Here is a 24,294-nt window from a genome sequence, read left to right as displayed (position 1 = left end):
TGTCACTCGGCGAACCGGCGAAAAACCAGAGAGCCGTTGGTGCCACCGAACCCAAAGGAGTTGGAAACAGCGATATCGATTGCTCTCTGCTTCGCTTCGTGAGGCACGAAATCCAAATCGCAGCCGTCATCGGGCTCGTCGAGGTTGATGGTTGGCGGCGCAACCTGGTCGCGAAGGGCAAGCACGCTGAAAATCGCCTCGACAGCACCCGCTGCACCTAGCAAATGACCGACCATCGATTTCGTCGAGCTGACCGAAAGTTCATAAGCATGGCTGCCGAACACGGTTTTGATCGCCGCGGCTTCGGCCTTGTCGCCGGCCGGCGTGGAAGTGCCGTGAGCGTTGATGTAATCCACCTGAGCCGCATCGATCCGGGCATCCTGAATAGCGTTGCGGATGCAGCGAGCAGCACCAGCGCCGTCATCCGGCGGCGAGGTCATGTGGAAGGCATCGGCGCTCATACCGAAACCGATTAGCTCGGCGTAGATCTTCGCGCCGCGTGCCTTGGCATGTTCGAGCTCTTCCAGAACCAGTGCGCCGGCGCCGTCGGACAATACGAAGCCATCACGGTCCTTGTCCCACGGACGACTGGCTGCGGCCGGATCATCGTTGCGAGTGGACAGCGCGCGCGCTGCGGCGAATCCGCCGATGCCGAGACCGCTGGTAGCCATTTCCGAGCCGCCGGCAACCATGACGTCGGCTTCGCCGTAAGCGATATTGCGTGCAGCCATGCCAATGCAATGTGAACCGGTAGTGCAAGCCGTGGCGATCGCATAATTGGGTCCCTGCAGACCCAGATGGATCGAGAGGAAACCTGAAACCATATTGATGATCGAGCCAGGCACGAAAAACGGGGAAATTCGTCGCGGACCTTGTTCGAATAAGGCCTTGCAGCTGTTTTCAATATTGGTCAGGCCGCCGATTCCCGAGCCCATGGCAACGCCGATGCGCTCACGGTTGGCATCGGTAACTTCCAGTCCGGAATCACGTACAGCTTGAAAGCTGGCTGCCAACCCGTACTGGATAAACAGGTCGAGCTTGCGCGCTTCTTTTGCAGGCAGATACTGTTCGACGTCGAAGTTCTTGACCGATCCACCAAAGCGCGTGGAATAGGCAGAAAGGTCCATATGTTCTATTGGGCCGATGCCACTGCGGCCGGCGAGAATCCCCTGCCAGCTGCTTGGCACATCGTTACCCAGCGGTGATAGCATCCCCATCCCGGTGATTACGACGCGTCTACGCGACACAGCAATTCTCCTTACGTCTATATTTGGCTCGTTCCGCTCTTCAACGCTCGCAACGGACGGAAGACGAACCATCAGGCATCGCACAAGTGCACGACCAGCCGATTTTAACTATCTCAAACAAAAGCCGCACTGCCCCGTTCAGAGGCAGTGCGGCTTACTGGTTCGAAGCAGGATTACAACTTACTGCGCGTGGGCGTTGATGTAATCGATAGCTTCTTGAACAGTGGTGATCTTCTCGGCTTGCTCGTCCGGGATTTCAGTCTCGAATTCCTCTTCCAGAGCCATGACCAGCTCAACGGTATCAAGGGAGTCGGCACCCAGGTCTTCGACGAAGGAAGCGCTGTTGGTGACTTCCTCTTCCTTGACGCCAAGCTGCTCGGCAACGATTTTCTTGACGCGTTCTTCGATGGTGCTCATACCTTGTTTTCACTCCTATGGAAAAATCAGGCAGCTGATCTGCGCGGTAGTGTATAGAAAGCGTTTTCCGCATTTCAAGCTGAAAGCGGGCAAGCATGAACCTGCTTTCAACCTTCTGTCTATAAGCTAACCGCAGTTTTATAACGAAACGAATCAGCCGTTATGACTGCATGCTTGCGTTAGACGTCACATTAGCTCATGTACATGCCGCCATTCACCGGAACCGTGGCCCCGGTAACGTAGGCAGCGCCGTCAGAAGCAAGGAAAGCGACGACCTTGGCAATCTCTTCCGCCTGCCCAAGGCGACCCAGCGGGATCTGCCCCAGCAAAGCGTCACGCTGAGCGTCTGGCAGCTCACGCGTCATGTCTGTATCGATGAAACCTGGCGCCACGGCATTGACCGTGATACCACGCGAGCCGACCTCACGAGCCAGTGCGCGACTGAAACCTTCGAGCCCGGCCTTGGCCGCAGCGTAGTTTACCTGCCCCGCGTTACCCATCGCACCTACTACGGAACCAATACTGATGATCCGCCCCCAGCGAGCCTTGGTCATACCGCGCAAAACCCCCTTGGTCAGGCGATAAAGGCTGCTGAGATTCGTATCGATCACATCGTGCCATTCATCGTCTTTCATCCGCAGCATCAGATTGTCACGAGTGATGCCGGCGTTGTTGACCAGAATAGCCGGTTGTCCGAGATGCTGCTGGATATGCTCCAGCGTAACCGCCACCGACTCGTCACTGGAAACATCCAGCACCAGCCCAGCACCTTCGATACCGTTCTCTTTGAGTGTCTCGGCAATGCGCTCGGCTCCCGAGGAAGAGGTCGCCGTGCCGATCACGATGGCGCCCTGACGACCAAGTTCCAAAGCGATGGCCTGGCCGATACCACGACTGGCGCCCGTTACCAGGGCGACCTTGCCTTGCAGATTCATAGATGTCTCCTTGTTCAGACCAGAGCGCCGCGAGCGGCAGCAAAGGCCTCCGGGGTGTCCAGATTGTAAGTGTTGATGCCTTTGACGCACCGCTTGTTGAGACCGGAAAGCACTTTGCCCGGGCCACATTCGACCAGTTCGGTCACGCCCTGCGCACTCAACGCAACAATGGTCTCGACCCAGCGAACCGGGCTGTAGAGCTGGGCCAGCAGGTCACGCTTGAGCGTATCGAGATCCGAAACGATAGCCGCACTGACATTCTGGACCAACGGAATCTCCGGAGCCCGCCAGGCCGCTCCAGCGAGGGAGTCGGCAAAACGCTCTGCCGCTGGACGCATCAGGTCGCAATGCGACGGCACGCTGACCGGCAACGGCATCGCGCGCTTGGCGCCTTTGCCCTTGCAGACCTCGATAGCACGCTCGACAGCCGCAGCGCTACCGGCGATCACGACCTGGCCAGGCGCATTGAAATTGACCGCGCTGACGACCTCACCCTGCGCAGCTTCGCTGCAAGCCGCCAGGACATCCGCGTCTTCCAATCCAAGTATCGCTGCCATACCACCAGTGCCGGCCGGAACGGCTTGCTGCATGAGTTGACCGCGTAGCTCAACGAGCTTCACGGCATCCGCGAACGCTAAACTTCCTGCCGCGACCAGTGCCGAATACTCGCCAAGACTGTGCCCAGCGACGAATGCCGGCTTCGCGCCGCCTTCGGCCAACCACAAGCGCCATAGAGCAATGGAGGCAGTGAGAATAGCCGGTTGAGTCTTGTCGGTCTGATTCAGATGGTCTTCTGGGCCCTGCTGAGACAGTGCCCAGAGGTCGTAACCAAGCACCGAAGAGGCCTCGGCAAAGGTATCGATGATCAGGGACCGTGCGCCGTGCTCGGCGAGCATGCCGAGGGCCTGGGATCCTTGGCCTGGAAAGACGAATGCAAGTGATGCGGACATGAAAACGGCTCTCTTGTGGTTGTTCGTCAGAATGAATACGCCGCGGGGACGCACCGAATTTTCAGTTGGATGGCGAGCTGCCGGCAGCGGTCACATCACCAGCGCCGCTTATTGACCGATTGGTCACGAGCAGGTGCTCGAGCCGACTATGCAATTGCTCCGGCAAATTATGCTGAACGTCCCGAGCCGCGCGCAGGATCGCCGACCGGAATCCCTCCGCGCCCGCACTACCGTGGCTCTTGACCACGATACCCTGAAGCCCGAGAAAGCTCGCACCGTTGTACTGCGCCGGCCGTAGATCGGCGCGCAACTGCCGCAACAATGGCAACACCAATGCCCCCACCGCGCGTGAAATCAACGAGCGGCGGAAAAGCGCTTCGACACGCAAGGCGACCATATGCGCCAATCCTTCGCTGGACTTGAGCAGGATATTCCCAACAAAGCCATCGCACACCGCCACGTCGGTTTCTCCACGAAACAGCCCGTCACCCTCGATGAAGCCTCGATAGTTGATATCGCCAGCTTGCTGCAACAGCCCCGAGGCCGCCTTGACCTGCTGGTTGCCCTTGATGTCTTCAGTGCCCACGTTGAGCAACGAAACCCGCGGACGCTCGATACCGAGACTCTCTGCCGCAACCGACCCCATCACCGCGAACTGATAGAGCTGCTCGGCAGTGCAATCCACATTCGCGCCAAGATCAAGCAACAGGCAGACACCCTCGATCGTAGGTATTGCAGCCATCATGGCCGGACGATCGACACCAGGCAGCGTCTTCAATACGTGACGAGCAAGCGCCATCAGGGCACCGGTATTGCCGGCGCTGACACAGGCCTGAGCATGACCGTCACGCACCAACTCCAGCGCAACACGCATGGAAGAGCGCGGTTTGGCACGCAACGCCTGCGTCGGGCGTTCATCCATGCCAATCACCTCGTCGGCACTGACAATCGCCAGACGAGCGCGATCCACAGCCGGATGCCGAGCGATGATTTCTTCAAGAACGGGAGATTGGCCAACCAGGGCCAGGTGCAGCGAGGGGATTTCAGCCAGACACTGGAGGCTGGCCGGAACAATGCAGTGGGGACCGAAGTCCCCACCCATTGCATCGATCGCTATGATCGGAGCAGACAAGATTTACTCGTCAGCGCCCTTGTCGATCACTTTACGACCACGGTAGAAACCTTCCGGGGAAACGTGGTGACGCAGGTGAACTTCACCTGTGCTCTTTTCCACAGACAGGGCGTTCGGCACGAGCGCGTCGTGCGAGCGACGCATGTCACGGGCGGAACGAGATTTTTTGTTCTGCTGAACAGCCATTGGATCAACTCCTAAACGTTTGGGTCACGCTTTAACTGAGCCAGTACGCTGAACGGGTTGGACCGCGATACCTCGTCCTCATTCGGCTCGGGCTCATCAGGCCCAACCGGCGGCTGGCAAACTTCTTGGTCATGGAGTGGAACAATCGGAAGAGCAAGCAGAAGCTCCTCTTCAACCAGCGCCAGCAGATCCAACGGATCTTCTCCCACTTCCAGCACGTCATAGCCCTTAGGCAGGTGCTGACTGCTCGCGCCTTCATTCACCACGGCGTAGACGCATTCGCTGTGAATAGGCAGAACAACCGGCTCCAGACAACGCTGGCAAATCATCGTGACCTCAACATCCAGCGCACTGTGAATTACCACTGTGTGCTGCTCGTCGCGCCCGAAAACTAAACTGGCGCGCACCACACCCTTGTCATCCTCGAGAGGATCGACGAGCCGCCTCAGCTCCGACAATTGCAGCTCACCCTTCAAAGTGGCCGCTCGGTCAGCGAGCTTGCGCGGTTCAACGTGCGGTGGTATTGGTCCTTTCAACATAAGCGCGGCATTCTAGGGACGCACCCCTCGACTGTCAAAGGAATTCAATCCCACAATCGAGCGTAGCCGACCGGCAACCAGACACCCATATAAAGGAAGAAAAATGCGCCGCCTGCTTCTCGCCTCCAGCTCGCCCTATCGACGCGAACTGCTTTCACGACTGCGGCTGACTTTCGACTGTAGCGCCCCGCAAATAAATGAAACCGCACGCCCAGGCGAGCTACCCGAACATCTAGTACGCCGATTGGCCAGTGAAAAGGCTCGAGCCTTGGCAGCCACCTACCCGGATCATTTGATCATCGGCTCCGACCAAGTCGCCGTCTTGGGACAACGAATCCTAGGCAAACCTCACACATTCGAACGAGCAAAGCAGCAACTGCGAGCCTGCAGCGGCAAAGGCGTAAGCTTTCTGACAGGACTGGCACTACTGGACAGCCGAAGCGGAGCCATCCAGGTCGACTGCACGCCGTTTACGGTGCACTTCAGAGAGCTCAACGATCAACAGATCGAGCGCTACCTGCAAGCCGAACAGCCTTTTGACTGCGCAGGCAGCTTCAAGGCCGAAGGACTGGGGGTTAGCCTGTTCCAAGCCACGGAAGGCCCCGATGCCACGAGCCTGATCGGGCTCCCCCTGATTCGATTGGTCGACATGCTCAATAACGCTGGGATCGAGGTGCCCTGACAGCTAGCGCAGCTGCGGCCCTTGAAACCCCATCCACAAAGCCAGCTGTGAACCGACACTGGCACCCAGCTTCTTGGTAAAACGATCCAGAGCGGAATCTTTGACGGTGAAGTCCATCAGCTCTTCCTCTCCGATCACCTCGCGCGCAACGTAGCTGGTGCTTCCAAGCCCATCGATCAGGCCGAGCTCCAGCGCCTGTTCACCAGACCAGATAAGCCCGGAAAACAGCTCGGGATGCTCAGCAACCTGCAAACGATCTCCGCGACCCCGCTTGACGCTTTCGATGAACTGGCGATGAGTGGTTCCCAGCACACCTCGCCAGAATTCGGTTTCCTCCGGTTTTTCCGGCTGGAATGGATCAAGAAACGCCTTGTGCTCACCCGAGGTGTAGACCCGGCGCTCCACCCCAAGCTTATCCATCGTTTCGACGAATCCGAAGGTAGCCGCCGTGACTCCTATGGAACCGACCAGGCTCGACTTGTCCGCATAGATTTCATCCGCGGCGCTAGCGATGTAGTAGGCGCCCGATGCACCCAGATCGGTAATCACCGCATAGACCTTGACGGCAGGATATTCGCCACGCAACCGGCGAATCTCGTCGTAAATGTAGCCAGACTGCACTGGGCTACCGCCCGGGCTATTGATCCGCAACACCACGCCCCTGGTGCTGGAATCTTCGAAGGCCGCTCTCAGCGCCCCGACAATATTGTCCGCACTCGCCGACTCCTCATCGGCAATCATTCCACGGACGTTGATTACCGCAGTATGGCTACCGCTCGCACCTTTGCCGTCACCGACTTGCAACAACGGGGAGAACAGCAAAAGAGCGCCAAAGAGATAGATGAAGGTCAACAGCTTGAAGAATATTCCCCAGCGCCGAGCTCGCCGCTGTTCCTGCACACCGGCAAGCAAGGTCTTTTCCAGTACCTTCCAGCTGTTGCGCTCTCCCTTGTCCTCAGCCTCGACTACGGGCGCTCTCCATTCATCCGACATATTCAACTACCTCGAGAGCGGTATCAGTGGAGCACAGCCAGTCACCGAGCTCCGAAAAGTGATTGATGGACATGCACGGCGCACAGGCCTGCAATACTTCAAGGGTCTGCGCACCATAGGAGACAGCGACACTGTCTACCCCCGCCCGCCTGGCCATCTCGAGATCGAACAACGAGTCCCCGATCATCAAGGCCCGCTCAGGACGGACGCCGCAGTGCGCCAAAATCTCGTGAATCATCAACGGATCAGGCTTACTCGCGGTCTCATCCGCGCAGCGGGTCACATCGAAAAAATCGCTCCAACCCTGACCTGCGAGCACCCTATCCAACCCGCGCCGCCCTTTTCCAGTCGCAACGGCAAGCAGGTGTCCCTGCTCGCGTAACTGCTGCAATGCCAGCGCAACCCCCGGATAGAGCATCGATGGCTCAGCTTCCAGTAGAAGATAATGATCGGCATAGGCACGACGAAACGCCTCGACCCTTTTCACATCCGTCACATGCGGATACAGCGCGGCGATCGCCTCGGGCAGACCGAGCCCGATGATGCCTTTGATGATGTCGTCGTCAAGGGCGGGCAGGCTACAGTTCGCCGCCGCGACGGAAATCGACTCGACGATGCGCCCGATCGAGTCCACCAGGGTTCCATCCCAGTCGAAGATCAACAGATCGTATCTATTCACCAAGCCTCTCCAGCGTCCGCGCCCAGGTATCATCAACCGGCGCTTCCAGGCTCAGTTCGCCGCCGTCCGGCAGGGGCACCGTCAAGGCATAGGCATGAAGAAACAAACGTTTGCCGCCCAGCTCACGGATGACTCTGGAGAATTCTTCATCGCCATATTTGCTGTCTCCGGCGATGCCATGACCGGCATGACGCGCGTGTACACGGATTTGATGAGTACGTCCCGTCACCGGCTTAGCCTCGACCAGCGTGGCAAAGTCACCGAAACGACGTAGCACACGGAAAAGCGTCAGCGCCTCCTTGCCCTCCTCGGTGACCTCGACCATCCGTTCACCTGAGCGCAAGGTATTTTTCAGCAGTGGCGCATTCACCTGCCTCTTACCGGCATCCCAGCGGCCACGCACCAGTGCCATGTAGCGCTTGTCGACACCGTCTCCGCGCAGCGCCTGATGCAGATGGCGCAACATGCTGCGTTTTTTGGCAATCATCAGCAGCCCGGACGTATCCCGATCCAGGCGATGCACCAATTCCAGCTCCTTTGCGTCCGGGCGCAGCTGGCGCAGCGCTTCGATGACACCAAAGCTGAGACCGCTGCCACCATGCACCGCGATCCCTGCAGGCTTGTTCAGCACGATCAACGCCTTATCTTCGTAGACGATCGCTGCTTCCAGCCGCTCGAGCAGCCCCTGCGCCAGCGGAACCGGCTCGTCCCGCTCTGACAGCCGAAGCGGCGGCACACGAACGACGTCACCCGCCTGGAGTTTGTATTCGGGCTTGATCCGCCCCTTGTTCACACGCACCTCGCCTTTACGCAGGATGCGGTAAATCAGCGTCTTGGGCACGCCCTTGAGCTGAGTACGGAGAAAATTGTCGATGCGCTGGCCGGCAAGCTCCGGCGAGACCTCGAGCAGTTGCACGCCGGAGGTCTGAGAGGGGGTATTGGTCATTCGCGGATGATAGCAATTTTCCCTTATTTGAAGCACCGAAACATTGCTGTTATAGTCCAGACGCCGCCAAAAGCGGCCAAGTCGAGGGATGCCAGCGAAACCGCCATTCCCGACTCAGTACTGTTCGAGGACGTGAGGCCGTCCGACGGAGCTTCTCTCAGTAGCAGAGGCACCGAAACAAGCCTTGAAGACATGATGCGTGCCCCCGCTGGGGAATCGCGATAATCGATAACCCGCTCCCGGACTCTGTGAGCGGCACCCGATTTTCAAAGTATGAGTGTTGGGTGGAGATGCACAGCCATCGGATTGCGTAGCAAAGGCTTTCACAGACGCTTCATTCCGTCCGCTACCGATTGCTGATTCCTCCTCCCCGAACAATTGCCTCTGTTCCGACAGAAGCAGGAGACGTCGTCGCGACGCCGGCCCAACTGGCCTCACATCGCTGGACACTGGAGTGCCTTACAACCATTCCTGACTCACCTGACACCGACCGCGAGAGTCGTGTGTGCCGAACGCCGTTTCCGCTGCCCTGGAAACCGACGGTACTACATGAAAAGAATGCTGATTAACGCAACTCAACCCGAAGAGTTGCGTGTTGCACTGGTCGACGGCCAGCGCCTGTTCGATCTCGATATCGAATCTGGTGCTCGCGAGCAGAAGAAGGCCAACATCTATAAGGGCAAGATCACTCGCGTCGAGCCCAGCCTTGAAGCCGCTTTCGTTGATTTCGGCGCCGACCGCCACGGCTTCCTCCCCCTCAAGGAAATTTCCCGCGAGTACTTCAAAAAGGCTCCGGAAGGCCGCGTTAATATCAAGGACGTTCTGAGCGAAGGTCAGGAAGTCATCGTCCAGGTCGAGAAGGAAGAGCGCGGCAACAAGGGCGCTGCTCTGACCACCTTCATCAGCCTGGCTGGCCGCTATCTGGTACTGATGCCGAACAACCCGCGAGCAGGCGGCATCTCCCGCCGCATCGAGGGCGAAGAGCGTAACGAGCTGCGCGAAGCGTTGAACGGCCTCAACGTACCCGCTGACATGGGGCTGATCGTCCGCACCGCCGGCCTTGGTCGCTCCAGTGAAGAAATGCAATGGGACCTGGACTACCTGCTGCAGCTATGGAGCGCAGTCAAGGAAGCCTCCCAGGACCGCCCCGCTCCCTTCCTGATCTACCAAGAATCCAACGTCATCATCCGCGCCATCCGCGACTACCTGCGCCAGGACATTGGCGAGGTGTTGATCGATAGCGTCGAAGCGCAGAACGAAGCCCTTTCGTTCATCCAGCAAGTGATGCCGCAGTACGCCAGCAAGATCAAGCTGTACGAAGACAGCGTGCCGCTGTTCAACCGCTTCCAGATCGAAAGCCAGATCGAGACCGCCTTCCAGCGCGAAGTGAAGTTGCCGTCCGGCGGATCCATCGTCATCGACCCCACCGAAGCCCTGGTGTCCATCGACATCAACTCGGCACGCGCCACCAAAGGCGGCGATATCGAAGAAACCGCGCTGCAGACCAACTTGGAGGCAGCCGAGGAGATCGCTCGTCAGCTGCGCCTGCGTGACATCGGTGGTCTTATCGTTATCGATTTCATCGACATGACTCCAGCGAAAAACCAGCGCGCCGTGGAAGAGAAGGTACGCGAGGCTCTCGAAGCCGACCGCGCACGCATTCAGGTCGGTCGCATCTCGCGCTTTGGCTTGCTGGAAATGTCCCGTCAGCGTCTGCGTCCATCGCTCGGCGAAACCAGCGGCATCGTCTGCCCTCGTTGCAACGGCCAAGGCATTATCCGTGACGTCGAGTCACTCTCCCTGGCCATCCTGCGCCTGATCGAAGAGGAAGCACTCAAGGACCGCACCGCCGAAGTTCGCGCCCGCGTACCCTTCCAGGTTGCCGCCTTCCTGCTTAACGAAAAGCGCAACGCCATTACCAAGATCGAACTGCGCACCCGCGCGCGGATCTTCATTCTGCCGGACGATCACCTGGAAACGCCGCACTTCGAAGTGCAGCGTTTGCGTGACGACAGCCCGGAAATCGTCGCCGGTCAGGCTAGCTACGAAATGAGCCCGACCGAGGTCGAGGAAGCTCAGCCAGTCAGCTCTACACGTACGCTGGTTCGCCAGGAAGCCGCAGTGAAAACTGCACCACAGCGCACCGCCCCTGCACCGACGCCCGCCCCCGCGCCAATAGCAACTGCGCCTGTCGCTCCGGAGCCGAGCCTGTTCAAGGGGCTGGTCAAGTCCCTGGTTGGCCTCTTCGCCGGCAAGCAGGAAGCACCGACGGTCGAAGCCGAGAAGAAACCTGCCGCGAGCAGCCGCCCGCAACGCAACGATGAGCGCCGTAGCGGTCGTCAACAAAACCGCCGTCGCGACGCACGCGGTAATCGTGATGAAGAGCGCAAGCCACGCGAGGAACGTGCTCCGCGCGAAGAGCGCGCCCCTCGTGAAGAACGCCCGGCCCGCGAAGAGCGTCAGCCGCGCCCGCCACGCGAAGAGCGCAAGCCACGCGAAGCCCGTGAGCCGATCGAGGCCAACGATAGCCCTTCGCAGCAGCAGCCACGCCGCGAACGCACCCCTCGTGAAGACCGTCAGCCCCGCGAAGAGCGCAAGCGCGAACTGCGCGCACCGCTCGACGAACCAACGCAGACCGCTCCAAACGCCGGCACCGGTGAGGAGACTACCGAGCGTAAGCCGCGCCCGCCTCGCGAGGATCGCAAGCCGCGCGCGGAGCAAAGCGTGAGCGCGGAGGAGTTGCAACAGAGCGAAACGGCTGAGAACGCCCAGGACGAGCAGGATTCGACCGAGAACGGTGATCGCCCACGGCGCCGTTCCCGTGGTCAGCGTCGTCGCAGCAACCGCCGTGATCGTCAGCGCGACGCTAACGGGAACGAGATCGACGGCGAAAGCGAGACCACCACAGCCGAAGTCAACGAAAGCAATGCTCCGGTGAAATCCGAGCAGGTCGCCATTGCCGCGACCGCAGCGGCCCTCGCTGCTAACACGGCCGATACCGATACGGCGCCAGCTGTAGCCCAGGCAGACGTCGAGGCTGCTCCACAAGCACTGATACAAGCTGAAACGGCCAACGAGACCGCTGCCGAAACCGAAGTGGCTGAGCCAGCCGAAAGCGTCGCACCGATTGCTCAGGCAGACACCGTTGAGGTAGTCGCTGCGCAAGCCGAGCCTGCCCCTGCCCCTGCCCCTGCCCCTGCCCCACAGGTAGCCAGCCAGCCTGAGTCGATCGTGAGCGAGCCCACTCCCACTGAAGCAGCCGCACCTGTCGCTGAGCAGCCTGCTCCGGCGTCGATCGAGCCGGCACCAGCCCCGACCATGACCGGTCGTGCGCCTAACGATCCGCGCGAGGTACGTCGTCGCCGCATCGAGCAGGAGCGTCTGGCAAAGGAAGCCGCTGAAACTGAAGCAAAAGCAGCCGAAACTCGGGCTCCGACAGCAACCGAAACTCAAGCCGAAGCAGACTTGTCGTCAGACCTGGCCAGCCCGGAGATCGTGAGCGCGCCAATTGGCGATGCACCAGCCGAACAAACGGCCAGCGCAGCCAGCGGCGAGGAAAAGATTGCTGAAGCCGCCCCACAGCCTGAGCAGTTCACAACAGAGCCGGAAGTCGAACAAGTCTTCGCCGAGACCACGCAACCCGAGGCAGAGCCGTTCAAGCCCGCCACGCAAGCGGAGCCTGAGGCTGACGAAGCCGACGAGCAGGACGACGACAAAAAGCGTCAGAGCTGATAGCCACAGCTGTTGAAGCCCTGCATGCAGGGCCTCCAACTAAAAGCCCCGGTTTCTAGCCGGGGCTTTTTATTTGAGCGGCTTCGCTTCGCTGCGAGCAGGCTAACCGCCACGCATTCAGGCTCGCCAAAAATGACGAACCCCACTCTTAAGTGGGGTTCGTCATTTCACTCCCGCAGGGAGCGGGCATTTCTCATGGCGTCATCAGGCGCGATCGATGCCTTTTTTCAGGGTATCCTTGGCTTCACCCTTCACCTGCTGCGCGTCACCCTTGACTTCCTGACGTTGCCCTTCGTTCTTCATGCGCTGGTTGTCGGTAGCCTCACCGAGCCCTTGTTTTACCTTTCCGGCCGCTTCATTGAGGTTGCCTTTCATTTTGTCTTCAGAGCTGCTCATGGCATGTTCCTCTCGCTTCGTGGGTTATGAACAATGGACCGAGCCAATCGCGCGATAGTTTCGCTTTTCCGAAAAGCGGTATCGACACGCTTCCAGGCCAGAAAGGTTCAACCGCTACGTGCTTTTTTCATCAGCCGGTTGAACAGCGGTCGTCCGGCCAGGTGAAAAAATAGCGGCGCGCCAACGATCAGATAGAAGTAATAGGTAACGAAGCGCCAGACAAGGATGGCGGCCGCAGCGGTTGATTTGCCTACCAAAGGCGCGAGCAAGGCAGCCGATGCCAACTCGGCACTGCCTGCACCACCCGGCAACAAGCTCAACTGCCCGGCAGTAAGGGCCAGTAGCTGGATGATGAAGGTCCACGCCCAGGCGAGTTGGCTACCCAACCCCTGCAGGGTGAGGTAAAGCACGCTGTAACGCAGCAGCCAGTGCAGTGTCGTCAGTACGAACACGCCAAGCAGGATCGCCCGCGGCAGCCGGAAACAATCCAACAGAGCATTGCGGAAGCTCAACACCTTGCGCGCCCAGAAGCGCTTTCGTGGGGCCTTCATGCCCAGACGACCGGCCAGCCAACCATTGATCAAAAATACCTGCCGATGGAAACGCCCGAGCAACGCCAGCAGGACCATCAGGCCGAGCAGCAACGCAGCGCTGAAACCCAGCAGGCTGGCGATATAGGTGTTGATCGAGTGAGTTACCGCGTAAATCAACACACCCACCAGTGCGCAGCTGAAGAACAGTAGATCGGCCAATTGTTCGACGGCAAAGGTTGCGGTGCCCTTGGCAGGCGTCACGCCCTGGCGAAGCAACAATGCCATCATCGTCAGCGGCCCGCCGGCCCCGCCCGGCGTGGCGCAGATTGCAAACTCGGTGGCGATGACGATGCCCAGCGCACGAGGCTGCCGCAGGCGACGGCGCCCGATCAGCAGTCGCAACCGAAACGCATTGAGATACCAGCCGAGCACGATCATGCCAAGCATCGCCAACAACAGCCCCGGCGGGAAGCGTAGCAACCGCTCGAACAGTCCGCTGCCGCCCAACAGAAACGGAACCAGTGCCGCGATCAGCAAGGCGCCGAACAATAGCCACCAGCGGCGGTTCATGCCACGGCGCTCGATACAGGTGCGTGCCGGCGCAACCACTCGATTTTGGTCATTGGCGTTCTTCCTTCCGCCAGCAGCCTGGCCAGCAGATCAAGCCAGTAGCGACGAGAAAACTCGTGGCGCATATCGACCGGATGCAGCCCGAGACGCAACACCGCTGCCTGACGGTGCCGGCTGAGCATTTTTTCACTGACTAGATGTGACATGCCGCGGCGCCAGGCGCTGCGCGCGCTCCAGACCAAGCCGGGTGCGTCTATTGCGGTGTAATCGGGCAACAGGTAGAAATGCCCCGGATCGCTGGTGTAGCTCAGACCAGTTGCCGCCAAGGCCTGCCGCGCCCCGGTACCCAACAACCACGCCGGCGCGACGAAACCGTGCAAAGGCCACTGGTTTCGCTCGAACAGCTCGATGCCTCGCTGCAGGCGCCTGGCTGACTCGTGCCGATCCAGCGAATAGAACTCTCCTTCATGCGTAAACACCCGGCGCATGAACCACTCGCGAGGCGTGCGAGGCGCCGGCGCCTCGTCTGCGTGATGGTAGCCGTGCAGTATCAGCTCATCACCGCGGGCGAGACGCCCATCGAGCATATGCCTGAATTGATGATGGTCTTCGAGTCGGTTGCGGTGATGGAAATCCGGCACCACCAACCAGGAAATCGGAATCCCGCCCAGCGCATCGACGGCTTCGACAAAGGGTTCGTAGTCAGGCCAGGTTTCCGGCGCCACGTCATGCAGCACCAGCATCAGGCTGCGCTCAGCCATGCACGGCGACCGGCAGATCGACAGTACCCATTACTGCGTGATAGTGCGCGAGCAGGCCGGCCACTACGGCGTCCCAGGCATGATGAGCTTCGACGTGCTGGCGGGCTTGGGCACCCAGCAAGCGTGGGTCGTCCTCGAAGATCTCGCGCACCGTCTGCGCCATCGCCAGTGCATCCAGCGGGCGGCACAGGCGGCCGGTATGAAACGGCACCAGCTCAGGCAATGCACCGGCTCGCGCAGCAACCACCGGAATGCCACAGGCCATGGCCTCCAGTGCTACCAGCCCGAACGTTTCCTGGTTACCGGCATGCAGCAACACATCGCAGCTGGCCATATAACGCGCCACATCGGCTGCCGGACAGAAACGGTCGATCACCGTAACGTTCTCCGGCACCCGGTGAGGCATGCGCGACCCAACCAACAACAGATGATAGGGCTTGCCAAGTGACCGAGCGGTGTCCAGCAGGACATCGATGTTCTTCTCTCTGGAGCCGCGTCCGGCAAACATCATCAGCCGCGCCTCCTCTGGCAACCCCAGCTTCCGGCGCAGTTCAGGATCGCGTCGATCTGGGCGGAAGGTTTCCAGATCCACGCCCAAGGGCTGCACATAGACATCGCCGACGCCAAGGTCCTGCAGCTTTTCGGCCATTATCCGACTCGGCGCAAGCACACGGTCGAAGCCGCTGTACAGCCGCGAGACGTAGCCGTTCATGTTCGTGCCCAGCCACCCGCCGATGCGGTTGCTTACCAGCAGCGGCAGGTCGGAGTGATAGAACCCGATGACCGGAACGTCGAGACGTCGCCCCGCGTCCAACGCCGCCCAGGCGGTCATGTACGGATCACCGACTTCGATCACATCGGGGCGCAGGATGTGCAACTGATTGCGCCACGGAGCGCGCCGTACCGGGAAACGGTAGCCCTTGCCGAAAGGCAGCGCCGGTGCGGGTATCTGATAAATGCCGCCGTTATGGCTATGACTGTCGCCCGGCACCAAGATGCTGTGGCGCACCCCCGAATACAGTTGCAGCCGGCGGTGTTTGGCCTCGAGATAGGTACGCACCCCACCACTGGCGGGGGCGTAGAACATTGTCATGTCGGCGATATGCAAGATGGAGCGTCTCCGTAAGGTCTCGATGCAGCACCTTCGGAAGACGAGCGACGGCTAACTCGCTCAGCCGGTACCCACCGCGGCTAGCGCCGGCTGCGCCCGAAAGATTCTGCAATGAAATCAATGGACAACCAGCCTTGACAGTTGTTCGCGCGAGCCGAGTCGGCGACCTTAGCCATCGACGCGCTTGTCCCCCTCATCCTTGCCCTCGGACGACGCATGCTCGATGACAGCATTCATCTCCGCTCCGAACAGCAGCACCGCTGCGGAAATATAGAAGTAGAGCAGCAGCACGATGACCGCCCCGATACTGCCGTAGGTGGCGTCGTAGTTGCCGAAGTTCTGCACGTAGATACCGAAGCCCACCGATGCGGCAATCCAGACGATGACCGCCAGCACTGAACCCGGCGTGATGAAGCGAAACTCCTGCTCGACGTCTGGCGTGACGTAGTACAGCAACGCCACGACCAGCATCATCAGAAACACGATTACCGGCCAGCGCAGCCACGTCCACAGCGTTACCACAATGTCCTTCAGGCCTACCTGCTCTGCGAGCCACTCGATCACCTGCGGTCCAGTCACCATCAAACCTGCCATCGAGAGCAGAATCAGCGCCAGGCCGACGGTATAAACGACCGCCAACAGCATCAGCTTCCAGGTCGGCCGGCCCTCCTTGACGTCGTAGGCCTTGTTCATGGCATTCATCAGCGAGCGAACGCCGATCGACGCGGACCACAACGCAACAAGAATACCTATCGATAGCAGCCCGCTTTTCTGCTCCTGCATCTGGTCGATCACCGGATTGACCAGCTGCAGTGCATCGGGCGGAAGCATCAGCGATACCTGCTCGCGCAGCCAGGCGAAGAAATCCTCAAGATTGAGCATGCCCAGCATGGCAATCAGGAACAGCAGGAAGGGGAACAACGAAAAAATCGCTCGATAGGCCAGCGCCGATGCATAGGTCGTCATGTCATCGTTGCTGAACTCCTTCACGGTGCGTTTCAGCAACTCGAAACTGCCGATGCCGCGCGTATCCAGCAATGCCATTGCGTTACCCCCGAGCTGATAAAAACCGAAACCATCAAAAAATGGGACGACCGGACCGTACAAGAGTTCTCCTACGGCCGCCCCGGCTGTCGCCCAGACAGAGACTCGTGAAATCCGCCTGCGCCGGTATCCATGACGTACCGGAGTGGCCCGCGTTATCGGCCTGAGCGGAGCGTAATTGTTGCGTATGGCAACGGTAACCAAGGAACTTTCGGCCTCGCCAACGCTCTTGATGGAGTCTCAGTTCAGTGCATCGCTGAATGCAGGCGCAACCGCGCAGCGCAACGACCGGAACATGCGGTTGATCTGTCGGAATCTCGGCTCGCCCCGAAAATTGCCACGCGGATACGCCAGATATGGCTTATGCCGCTTTCGCGGCCGCAGGAGCATCGAATGAAATCGGGATATGCAACGGACGCCCCACAGCCACGAATGAGCGCAGACCTTCTCAAATACGCCCGCTTGATCTTTACCAAAGGCAGCGGCGCCGCGGCTACGCTCGGCCTGAATATTCTGCTGGCGCGCCTATTGGTTCCCGAGCTCGCCGGTACGGTGTTCTTTTGCGTCGCCTTGGGCATCTTTCTGTCGCTGCTGGCGCGGCTTGGGTTGGACATCGCCTGTCTGAAGAGTATTTCTTCATTGAGCAATGGCCAGCAACGCCGCTACTTTCACCGTGCGCTGGGCCTCGCCACGCTGATGAACGTTCCGGTCTTTCTGATCGGCCTGGCGGTGGTGTATTTCTCCGAAACCACCCAGGCGCATTTCGCTCACGCCACCGTACTGTTCGCGGTCACCGCGCTCGGCCTGTCGTTGCTCAGCATTTCCAGCGAGACGCTGAAAGCCAAACATAGAACCAGCGAGGGACTGTTCTGGCAGACCGCGTTTCAACCAACCCTGACGTTGCTGCTGGTCGCGATCTCCGGCAATGACCTGACCACCGTGGCCAGCTGCTTTGCGATCAGCTACGGCCTGGCCATTGTTGGCTCGATATGGCGCGCCCATTCCAGCTTACCGGCGCCCGACTCCGAACACGCGCTCAGCTGGCGGGAAATGCTCACCTTGTGCATACCGCTGATGCTCATCGCCGTGATGAACAGCATCATCGAGCTGTCCGACACCTTGATGCTCGGCGTACTGCGCTCGGCCAGCGAGGTCAGCATCTATTACATAGCTGCCAAGATCGCCGCGCTCTCGACGACCTTGCTGTTCATCATCAACGGCACCATCGCCCCCGACATCTCGAAACGCTGGGCCCGGAACGACCGTGCGGGGGCATTCGCCATCGTGCGTAAGTATTCGCGCTTCATGCTTGCGCTGGCCCTGGTGATCCTGCTCGCCATCGGCCTGCTGCGCGAATACATCCTGGCCGTGTTCGGCGCCGAGTATCGGGAACAGGGCGTCTACCCGTTGCTGGTGCTGGCTGCTGGTTATTTCTTCGTGCTGGCCGCAGGACCGCTTGGCATCTTCATGACCATGACAGGCAACCATCGCCGCTACCTGCACAACAACATCGCCGCCTGTGTGATCAACGTGGCGCTCAACCTGATTCTGATTCCGCGCTACGGCGTCAATGGCGCCTGTTTCGCCACCGCCGTGGCGCTGACACTGAAAAACGCCCTGCTCTACGTCCAGTTCAAACAAATCGAAAGGAGTCCGACGCCATGACTGACCGGGTAAACGTAATTGCTTACGGAGCCTATGACCGGCACAACTATGGCGACCTGCTCTTTGCAATCGTCCTCAAACGTTATCTGGAAGCGGACGGCCGCTTTTCCGTACTGGTCGCGGCGACCAAGAAATCCGATCTTTCGAGCTATGGCGCGCTACCTACCATTCCGCTGAAGAAAGCACTGGAAATAACCCGTGACCAGCCTAAAACCATGCTCATCGTCGCCGGCGGCGAATGCCTGACCGCGCAATGGGAAAGCATCATCGGCTACCTCGCGCCGCAGGCGATCTACTACCCGATTAAGGCCAGCCCCTACCTCATCGGCCACAAGGCATTCATTCGCCTGAGCCGACTGTTCACCTCGATTCCGTCGGATATCCCGCTGGTATTGGGCGAGCGCGACCTGCCCGGTTACAAGGTGATGTACAACAGCGTGGGCGGTAACGAGATCAGCCGAAAGAAACCGCTGATTCATCAAGCCATCAGACGGAATCTCAAGGACTGCACCTATGTTTCGGTGCGTGACCGCGAGACCTCGGCCGAACTGGACAAGCTTGGTGTCGAGCACAACTTGGTGCCCGACAGCGCCATTCTCATATCCGATATTTTCCCGCAGCAGGTCGACTCGACCGAGCCCGGCCATATCGTCTTCCATATATCCGATCACCACGCCAAGCGGCGCATCGAGGCGATCGCCCAGCAACTGACCGAACTCAACGTCAGCACCGGGCTGAAGATCGCCCTACTCACCATCGGTAAGGCCCCTGGGCATTCCGACGACGGCCCGCTCGACAAGCTGCACAGCCTGCTGGGCGACGAGCGCGCTTACCGTGTCGACAGCGGCAACATCGAAGACATCATCCGCTGCATCGCCACCAGCAAGCTCTACTGCGGCACCAGCCTGCATGGCGCCATCACCGCCCTGGCATATGCCGTTCCGCAGATCGCGCTGCTTCCGCAGCGCGTCGTCAAACTGTCGAGTTTTCTCGAAACCTGGGTGCCGAAGCAGTCTTGCGGATTCGCGGAGGTCCCCCAGATCAGCCAGATCGGTTCCAACCTGATCAACGCCTTCGGCGACACCCAGCGAGCCGAGCTGCGGGCTGTAGTCGAAGCCATGAAAAGCCGCGTGCGCGCCAATCTCGACCACATGGTCAAACTTTACGAGCAGGCGCCGGTTCGAGGCGAGACGGCGACAAATGGGCAACCCGATTCAGAAGCTCTCGCCGCGAACTGAGCTTCCCGACAAGCACGTGAAAAACAGCGGCAAACACCCGCAACGATGCGGTGACGAAATTCACACCGCTAACGGCTGCCTGCAAGGTCGCTCCCTCTGGAGCGACCGATGATTGGCGATAGGGGCAGGAAGGTCTGCTCCTTCGTTGTCGTAAGAGCCGGCTTGCTGACGATCCGTCATGCCAGCAGCTCTGCTCAAACGCTCCTATGCATGAACAGCCTAACCAAACAATTCACTGTGGTTAGGGCTAGCAGCGGAGCAGGCCTTGTCAGTTCCCGCCTGACAGGAAGTCCACCACCATCGTCGACATCGCTCGCGTTCCCACCACCAGCGCGCTCTCATCTACGAAGAACTCAGGATTGTGATTGGGTGCGGAGGTAGTCGGATCCTGGCCCTCCGGAGTGATACCGAGAAACATATAGAGACCAGGCACCTGCTGGGCAAAGAAGGAAAAGTCTTCAGCCGCGCCTGGCAGTTCGGCAGTGCCCACCTTGCCATCGGCAGCCCGTTCGATGGCAGGGGCCATGCGCTCGGCCAGTTCGGCGTCGTTGATAGTAGTGCTGTACATGGGCTCGACCGATACCTGCGCCGTTGCTCCAGCGCTTTCGGCAATCTTCTGCGCGCTGAGCTTCAGGTCATCACCGACCTGCGCGCGGACACCCTCGTCGTAGGTGCGGATGGTACCGGACATCTCTACGGTTTCCGGGACGATATTCGGCCCGCTGCCGCCGTTGATGGTGCCGATAGTGATGACCGTCGGCGAGAGCGTGAGGTTGGCTTTGCGGCTGACTACGGTCTGGATGCCGTTGATCACTTGAGCCGACGTGACGATGGGGTCAACGGTATTCCAAGGCATGCCGCCGTGGCCTTGGCTGCCGGTGACGCGGATATTGAGCATGTCGCTGGCGGCGGTGGTCGCACCGGTGCGCCAGCTAATCTGCCCTGATGGGCCCGGCATAACGTGCAGGGCGAAGATGGCGTCCGGCTTCAACGATTCGAATAGCCCTTCCTCCAGCATTTTCTTTGCGCCCCAGCTGGCGTCTGGTCCTGGCTGGACCAGGCTGGAACCTTCCTCGGCGGGCTGGAAGATAAACATCACCGTGCCTTCAAGCTGGTCCTTCATCCCGGCCAGGACACTGGCAGTGGCCATCAGCATGGCCGTGTGCGCATCGTGGCCACAGGCATGCATCACATCCACCTCAGTGCCGTGGTAGTCGCCCCGCGCCTGGGAGGCGAAGGGCAAGCCCGCCGGCTCTTTGATGGGCAGCGCATCCATATCGGCGCGTAACGCTACCGTGCGCCCGGCTTTGGCGCCCTTGAGGATACCGACGACGCCGGTACGGGCGATGTCGGTCGTGACTTCCAGGCCCAGCGACTTGAGATGATCGGCGACCAGCTTGGCGGTGCGGGTTTCCTGCTCGCCCAATTCAGGGTGCTGATGGATATCCCGCCGCCACTCGATCAGCTGGGGCTCTATCGCGGCGGCATCCTTGCGCACTTGCTGCTCCAGCTGGGTATTGGCGTTGACGCCCAGGCTGAGCAGCAGGCCTGCCAACAGGGCTGGATAAAAGGGCTTGGGTAGAAAGGTCATATGCTGTACCTGATCAGGTTGTGTGAAAGGACGTTGTTGCACTGTCCCGTAGCATGTCTTTGCCCTGTGCAACTCTGATGAGCCCCAACGGCTTGGCTGGATTAGCAGCGCTACGATCAATCCCGGATTCCGGGCGATCAGGCACGGCTTCATGCGCCTTTGCTTGCCGTGTGGGCAGGTACCGCCTTCCCATTCTGGACATCGCTGGCGGCCTGGAAGTTTCAGCCTCTGCTTACCTGATGCAAGCCACTCCAGTCGCTTGAAAAGAAAAGGCCCACATCGCTGCAGGCCTTGAATTTACTGGTGCCGGTGAGAGGAGTCGAACCCCCGACCTTCGCATTACGAATGCGCTGCTCTACCTACTGAGCTACACCGGCAACAAGCGGCGCATCATTGAGTTTCGCCGGTGCGGCTCAAGCCCCTTCCCGGCGAAATCTACCGCTTGGCAGAGCCGGAAGCGACGCTGCGTGACGTCACAAGCCAGCCGAGGTCGAGCCGGTTGTGCTGGCCGAACTCAAGTTCGATCGAGGAGCTTCGCTGTGTTCGGCGCTTTGCTGCTTGACCTGAGCCGCGACCTCTTCGCCTTTGGCGGATGTCTTCTGATATCCCTCCTCAGCCTTGTGGCGAAGCTTGTCGGTCATGCGGTCACTGGCCTCACCCAGCATCTCGTCCTCACGCCGCGTCGGCGGCACCGAAGCAGCCAGCAACGCACCCAACGCGATACCGATGGCACCAAGTGCCAAGGGTTGCTCCTGGAGCAGTTGATTGAAGCCACCACGCGCCCGGTCAGCGCCACCGCGCAGCCTTTCGGAGGCATGGCGCCCAGAGTCGCTGGCCCGTGTACGGGCATTGCCGAGCGACTCGGACATGTTGTGGCTCATCTGACTGGCCTTGTCCTTGATGCTAGCGCCTTGTTGCTTGACCCCAGCGGCCTTGGCCGAAAGTTTCTCACCCATCGAGGGTCCGGTTGAGGCGCCATAGCTGGTAGTGGTGATATTCGAATGCGGCTGACGATTCTGCCCCGCCATCATCCAAAGCAACCCTATCGATGTCAGTACCGTCGGCACAGGGTTGGCCTTGACTGTATTGCTCAGGTTGGAAAAGAACTCTCCGCCACCACCTTTCACGTACCCCAGTGCGGTGTCGATGAGCTCGCCCGGAGACAACTTGCTCTCCAGCGCGTGAACGATATTGCCTATCTCGGCTCGCTGCTGATCAATTTCCCGCTCCAGCTCGGCGGGATCCTTCTGTGCTTCGGCATCTATCTGATTACGTGTGCTCATGATGTGTGCCCCTTGACGGCTTCTTTATCCTTGTTGACCGAGTGAATGGTGCGCTCAGGCTTGAACGAGGAGGCCTCGAACTTCTTCTTGCCGGCAGACACCATCACCAGCCCGATCACTACGACGACACCGCCAACGATCAGCGCGGCGAGCCATTGCTCCATGACCGTACTCAGGCCATACACCGCCGACATGAGCAGGACGATGAAACCACCAAGCAGCACCGCACCGCCGGTCGCAACGCTGGCAGCTCCGGCCTTGGTGGCGCGGATGGATTCGCTCAGTTCGGCTTTTGCCAGCGCCAGCTCTTTGGTCACAAGAGATGGCACTTCATGAGTCAGCTGTCGCAGCAGCCCTCCTACGGAGGTGTCGTTCTCGGTGCGCATGCCTGGCTCCGGTGTCACCGTGGTCGTGGTTGTCTTACGTGCTTCGCTCATGGGAAAAGCCCTCCGTCAGTACCTTTGCCGTCGCGGTTGGTTGTGGAGCCCAGACCAGCGCCCGATGTCGAACCCAGGCCGCTACCGGTGCCTGTGCTGGTCCCAGTGCTGCTGGTGCCAAGACCGGACCCGACGCCTGCGCCAGTGGTGCCACTACCGATACCGGCGCCCGTTCCGCTCGTAGACGTAGCGGGACGCGAACTGGTGGCTGAGGAAACCCCGGCGTTGCTGATGCTGCCAATCGTTCCAGACTCACCGGTGTTCAGACGTTCGTTCAGCTCATCCTGATCGGAGAAATGGCCACCCCGGCCCGAGGATGAAAACGAAGTGGAGCTATCGTGATGGCCATAGTCGCCATGAGAAGTTCGCTTGCTGGAGGCACGAGCGAACCGGGTCAGCCCGAAACCGAGGGCAACGCTGCCGGCAATGAACAAGCCCGGGTTATCCCGTGCCAGCCGATTCACGTCCTGAAACAGCTGATCCACGCTCTTTCCGCGTAGATCATCCGAGAGCTTGACCATGCTTTGCGCCATGGTTGAAACATAAGTGGACAAGCCCAGACGATCCTGACCTTCCAGTTCCTGAGCAGCTGCCTTCGCGCTTTGAGCGACAGCTTCTAGCTCATCGGCAGCTGTTTCGCGATAGCCTTCAAGCTGGCTCTTGCCTTGAGTTTTCACCTCATCGGCAGCGTGCCGAGCCTTGGCTTTCGCGTCTTCAGCTGCATGCCCCATCGTCGAGCCGGTGGTGGACTGGCTGGAGGTAGAGGTTGGAGTGCTGGAAGCAGAATTGGGGCCGGTCTTGGGCTGGCCACCGTAACCAGTGATTTCTTCGTCGGGTGTCGTCATTTTGATTCACCTTTTATATGGCTTGGCCGGAAGACCACGGTCCGTAAAAAAACAGCAATTGCAGAACCGCGAACTGTGTAATTTCGGTGCGCACATATATGGTGACCGGGTCTGTATTTTCGAGTTCCCTTATTTCGGCAAGCCCCCCGACCGGGAAAGTTAGTTGCGTAAACTTGTCTTTTTTCTTAACTTTTCCAAACCCGGCTAATGGCAACTTGCCCGCAATTCTTTGCAATGCCGCCAAACTAATGGGTTTAAGCGTAACGGCGTAGCTAACAAGCGAAACGGTTGCTCGATAGTTTAAACAGCTCAGATAAACCGAAGTCGCGCCCCACCCTTCCCACCGAGCGAAACCGCATCCGACGAGCAGCACTCTTGTTTG

Annotated in this window: 23 protein-coding genes and 1 tRNA gene; 4 read left to right on the top strand and 20 right to left on the bottom strand. The window is 59.7% G+C overall.

Annotation, left to right across the window (positions count from 1 at the left end; all coding sequences use genetic code 11):
* Positions 1-2: 2 nt before the first annotated feature.
* The 7 genes from fabF to V6943_RS14710 form a co-directional block, all read right to left on the bottom strand.
* A complete protein-coding gene (gene fabF, locus V6943_RS14740) occupies positions 3-1,247 on the bottom strand; it encodes a beta-ketoacyl-ACP synthase II (protein WP_131650061.1) in 1,245 nt (414 codons plus the stop codon).
* 180 nt (positions 1,248-1,427) lie between these two features.
* Positions 1,428-1,664, bottom strand: a complete 237-nt coding sequence (gene acpP, locus V6943_RS14735; RefSeq protein ID WP_003283670.1) for an acyl carrier protein — start codon at positions 1,662-1,664, stop codon at positions 1,428-1,430.
* A 191-nt stretch (positions 1,665-1,855) separates the two neighbouring features.
* Entirely contained in the window at positions 1,856-2,599 is a 744-nt protein-coding gene (fabG, locus tag V6943_RS14730; RefSeq protein ID WP_340554153.1) for a 3-oxoacyl-ACP reductase FabG, read from the bottom strand.
* Positions 2,600-2,613: 14 nt separating this feature from the next.
* Positions 2,614-3,549: an ACP S-malonyltransferase gene (fabD, locus tag V6943_RS14725; RefSeq protein WP_340554151.1), complete on the bottom strand. Its 936-nt coding sequence runs from the start codon at positions 3,547-3,549 to the stop codon at positions 2,614-2,616.
* Between the two features lie 61 nt (positions 3,550-3,610).
* Entirely contained in the window at positions 3,611-4,681 is a 1,071-nt protein-coding gene (plsX, locus tag V6943_RS14720) for a phosphate acyltransferase PlsX (RefSeq protein WP_340554149.1), read from the bottom strand.
* A 3-nt stretch (positions 4,682-4,684) separates the two neighbouring features.
* Positions 4,685-4,867: a 50S ribosomal protein L32 gene (gene rpmF, locus V6943_RS14715; protein ID WP_037021568.1), complete on the bottom strand. Its 183-nt coding sequence runs from the start codon at positions 4,865-4,867 to the stop codon at positions 4,685-4,687.
* Positions 4,868-4,878: 11 nt separating this feature from the next.
* Complete coding sequence (locus V6943_RS14710) at positions 4,879-5,406, bottom strand: YceD family protein (protein ID WP_340554145.1); 528 nt, start codon at positions 5,404-5,406, stop codon at positions 4,879-4,881.
* Between the two features lie 103 nt (positions 5,407-5,509).
* Here V6943_RS14710 and V6943_RS14705 point away from each other — a divergent pair, with 103 nt between their 5' ends.
* Positions 5,510-6,088, top strand: a complete 579-nt coding sequence (locus V6943_RS14705; protein ID WP_131650056.1) for a Maf family protein — start codon at positions 5,510-5,512, stop codon at positions 6,086-6,088.
* Positions 6,089-6,091: 3 nt separating this feature from the next.
* Here the strand turns inward: V6943_RS14705 and V6943_RS14700 are convergent, their stop codons facing one another.
* From V6943_RS14700 to rluC, 3 genes are read right to left on the bottom strand one after another with little or no spacing between them, the layout of a single operon-like run.
* Positions 6,092-7,081, bottom strand: coding sequence for a S49 family peptidase (locus V6943_RS14700; RefSeq protein ID WP_131650055.1), 990 nt, complete (start codon positions 7,079-7,081; stop codon positions 6,092-6,094).
* On the bottom strand, positions 7,071-7,760 hold the full coding sequence (locus tag V6943_RS14695; protein ID WP_340554143.1) for an HAD-IA family hydrolase: 690 nt from the start codon (positions 7,758-7,760) through the stop codon (positions 7,071-7,073). The genes V6943_RS14700 and V6943_RS14695 overlap by 11 nt, the downstream gene beginning before the upstream one ends.
* Positions 7,753-8,706: a 23S rRNA pseudouridine(955/2504/2580) synthase RluC gene (gene rluC, locus V6943_RS14690; RefSeq protein ID WP_340554141.1), complete on the bottom strand. Its 954-nt coding sequence runs from the start codon at positions 8,704-8,706 to the stop codon at positions 7,753-7,755. The genes V6943_RS14695 and rluC overlap by 8 nt, the downstream gene beginning before the upstream one ends.
* Positions 8,707-9,255: 549 nt before the next feature.
* Between rluC and rne the strand changes: the two genes are divergently transcribed.
* Positions 9,256-12,438, top strand: a complete 3,183-nt coding sequence (gene rne / locus V6943_RS14685; RefSeq protein WP_340554139.1) for a ribonuclease E — start codon at positions 9,256-9,258, stop codon at positions 12,436-12,438.
* 204 nt (positions 12,439-12,642) lie between these two features.
* Here the strand turns inward: rne and V6943_RS14680 are convergent, their stop codons facing one another.
* The 5 genes from V6943_RS14680 to V6943_RS14660 all read right to left on the bottom strand — a co-directional run bounded on the left by V6943_RS14680 (position 12,643) and on the right by V6943_RS14660 (position 16,853).
* Positions 12,643-12,834 (bottom strand): CsbD family protein, encoded by a 192-nt coding sequence (locus V6943_RS14680; RefSeq protein ID WP_340554137.1) that lies wholly within the window; start codon positions 12,832-12,834, stop codon positions 12,643-12,645.
* 107 nt (positions 12,835-12,941) lie between these two features.
* The gene (locus tag V6943_RS14675) at positions 12,942-13,937 is read right to left on the bottom strand and encodes a lysylphosphatidylglycerol synthase transmembrane domain-containing protein (protein WP_131650537.1); all 996 of its coding nucleotides are present in this window, start codon (positions 13,935-13,937) and stop codon (positions 12,942-12,944) included.
* Positions 13,934-14,698, bottom strand: a complete 765-nt coding sequence (locus V6943_RS14670; RefSeq protein ID WP_340554135.1) for a polysaccharide deacetylase family protein — start codon at positions 14,696-14,698, stop codon at positions 13,934-13,936. Before V6943_RS14670 ends, V6943_RS14675 begins: the two co-directional genes overlap by 4 nt.
* Positions 14,691-15,806, bottom strand: coding sequence for a glycosyltransferase family 4 protein (locus tag V6943_RS14665; protein ID WP_340554133.1), 1,116 nt, complete (start codon positions 15,804-15,806; stop codon positions 14,691-14,693). The genes V6943_RS14670 and V6943_RS14665 overlap by 8 nt, the downstream gene beginning before the upstream one ends.
* 171 nt (positions 15,807-15,977) lie before the next feature.
* Positions 15,978-16,853 carry a YihY/virulence factor BrkB family protein gene (locus V6943_RS14660; RefSeq protein ID WP_131650540.1) on the bottom strand — a complete coding sequence of 292 codons (876 nt, stop codon included), beginning with the start codon at positions 16,851-16,853 and terminating at the stop codon, positions 15,978-15,980.
* 432 nt (positions 16,854-17,285) lie between these two features.
* Here V6943_RS14660 and V6943_RS14655 point away from each other — a divergent pair, with 432 nt between their 5' ends.
* Positions 17,286-18,518 carry an oligosaccharide flippase family protein gene (locus tag V6943_RS14655; RefSeq protein WP_340554131.1) on the top strand — a complete coding sequence of 411 codons (1,233 nt, stop codon included), beginning with the start codon at positions 17,286-17,288 and terminating at the stop codon, positions 18,516-18,518.
* On the top strand, positions 18,515-19,756 hold the full coding sequence (locus tag V6943_RS14650; protein WP_340554129.1) for a polysaccharide pyruvyl transferase family protein: 1,242 nt from the start codon (positions 18,515-18,517) through the stop codon (positions 19,754-19,756). The genes V6943_RS14655 and V6943_RS14650 overlap by 4 nt, the downstream gene beginning before the upstream one ends.
* 268 nt (positions 19,757-20,024) lie before the next feature.
* Here V6943_RS14650 and V6943_RS14645 read toward each other — a convergent pair whose 3' ends face one another.
* The 5 genes from V6943_RS14645 to V6943_RS14625 form a co-directional block, all read right to left on the bottom strand.
* Positions 20,025-21,347 (bottom strand): amidohydrolase, encoded by a 1,323-nt coding sequence (locus V6943_RS14645; RefSeq protein ID WP_340554128.1) that lies wholly within the window; start codon positions 21,345-21,347, stop codon positions 20,025-20,027.
* A 301-nt stretch (positions 21,348-21,648) separates the two neighbouring features.
* A tRNA-Thr gene (locus V6943_RS14640) sits at positions 21,649-21,724 on the bottom strand.
* A 96-nt stretch (positions 21,725-21,820) separates the two neighbouring features.
* Entirely contained in the window at positions 21,821-22,630 is an 810-nt protein-coding gene (locus tag V6943_RS14635; RefSeq protein ID WP_340554127.1) for a DUF3618 domain-containing protein, read from the bottom strand.
* On the bottom strand, positions 22,627-23,067 hold the full coding sequence (locus V6943_RS14630; protein ID WP_177493054.1) for a phage holin family protein: 441 nt from the start codon (positions 23,065-23,067) through the stop codon (positions 22,627-22,629). Before V6943_RS14630 ends, V6943_RS14635 begins: the two co-directional genes overlap by 4 nt.
* Positions 23,064-23,912, bottom strand: coding sequence for a hypothetical protein (locus V6943_RS14625; protein WP_340554125.1), 849 nt, complete (start codon positions 23,910-23,912; stop codon positions 23,064-23,066). Before V6943_RS14625 ends, V6943_RS14630 begins: the two co-directional genes overlap by 4 nt.
* Positions 23,913-24,294: the final 382 nt, after the last annotated feature.

This window comes from Pseudomonas sp. CBC3 (genome assembly GCF_037967085.1).
Taxonomy (GTDB): Bacteria; Pseudomonadota; Gammaproteobacteria; order Pseudomonadales; family Pseudomonadaceae; genus Stutzerimonas.
This window is presented reverse-complemented; position numbering and strand designations above follow the sequence as displayed.

Coding starts and splice junctions, on each gene's coding strand:
- acpP (WP_003283670.1), bottom strand. CDS start 1,664: ATGAGCACCATCGAAGAACGCGTCAAGAAAATCGTTGCCGAGCAGCTT.
- fabG (WP_340554153.1), bottom strand. CDS start 2,599: ATGAATCTGCAAGGCAAGGTCGCCCTGGTAACGGGCGCCAGTCGTGGT.
- fabD (WP_340554151.1), bottom strand. CDS start 3,549: ATGTCCGCATCACTTGCATTCGTCTTTCCAGGCCAAGGATCCCAGGCC.
- rpmF (WP_037021568.1), bottom strand. CDS start 4,867: ATGGCTGTTCAGCAGAACAAAAAATCTCGTTCCGCCCGTGACATGCGT.
- V6943_RS14710 (WP_340554145.1), bottom strand. CDS start 5,406: ATGTTGAAAGGACCAATACCACCGCACGTTGAACCGCGCAAGCTCGCT.
- V6943_RS14705 (WP_131650056.1), top strand. CDS start 5,510: ATGCGCCGCCTGCTTCTCGCCTCCAGCTCGCCCTATCGACGCGAACTG.
- V6943_RS14700 (WP_131650055.1), bottom strand. CDS start 7,081: ATGTCGGATGAATGGAGAGCGCCCGTAGTCGAGGCTGAGGACAAGGGA.
- rluC (WP_340554141.1), bottom strand. CDS start 8,706: ATGACCAATACCCCCTCTCAGACCTCCGGCGTGCAACTGCTCGAGGTC.
- rne (WP_340554139.1), top strand. CDS start 9,256: ATGAAAAGAATGCTGATTAACGCAACTCAACCCGAAGAGTTGCGTGTT.
- V6943_RS14680 (WP_340554137.1), bottom strand. CDS start 12,834: ATGAGCAGCTCTGAAGACAAAATGAAAGGCAACCTCAATGAAGCGGCC.
- V6943_RS14675 (WP_131650537.1), bottom strand. CDS start 13,937: ATGAACCGCCGCTGGTGGCTATTGTTCGGCGCCTTGCTGATCGCGGCA.
- V6943_RS14670 (WP_340554135.1), bottom strand. CDS start 14,698: ATGGCTGAGCGCAGCCTGATGCTGGTGCTGCATGACGTGGCGCCGGAA.
- V6943_RS14660 (WP_131650540.1), bottom strand. CDS start 16,853: ATGGCATTGCTGGATACGCGCGGCATCGGCAGTTTCGAGTTGCTGAAA.
- V6943_RS14655 (WP_340554131.1), top strand. CDS start 17,286: ATGAGCGCAGACCTTCTCAAATACGCCCGCTTGATCTTTACCAAAGGC.
- V6943_RS14650 (WP_340554129.1), top strand. CDS start 18,515: ATGACTGACCGGGTAAACGTAATTGCTTACGGAGCCTATGACCGGCAC.
- V6943_RS14645 (WP_340554128.1), bottom strand. CDS start 21,347: ATGACCTTTCTACCCAAGCCCTTTTATCCAGCCCTGTTGGCAGGCCTG.
- V6943_RS14635 (WP_340554127.1), bottom strand. CDS start 22,630: ATGAGCACACGTAATCAGATAGATGCCGAAGCACAGAAGGATCCCGCC.
- V6943_RS14630 (WP_177493054.1), bottom strand. CDS start 23,067: ATGAGCGAAGCACGTAAGACAACCACGACCACGGTGACACCGGAGCCA.
- V6943_RS14625 (WP_340554125.1), bottom strand. CDS start 23,912: ATGACGACACCCGACGAAGAAATCACTGGTTACGGTGGCCAGCCCAAG.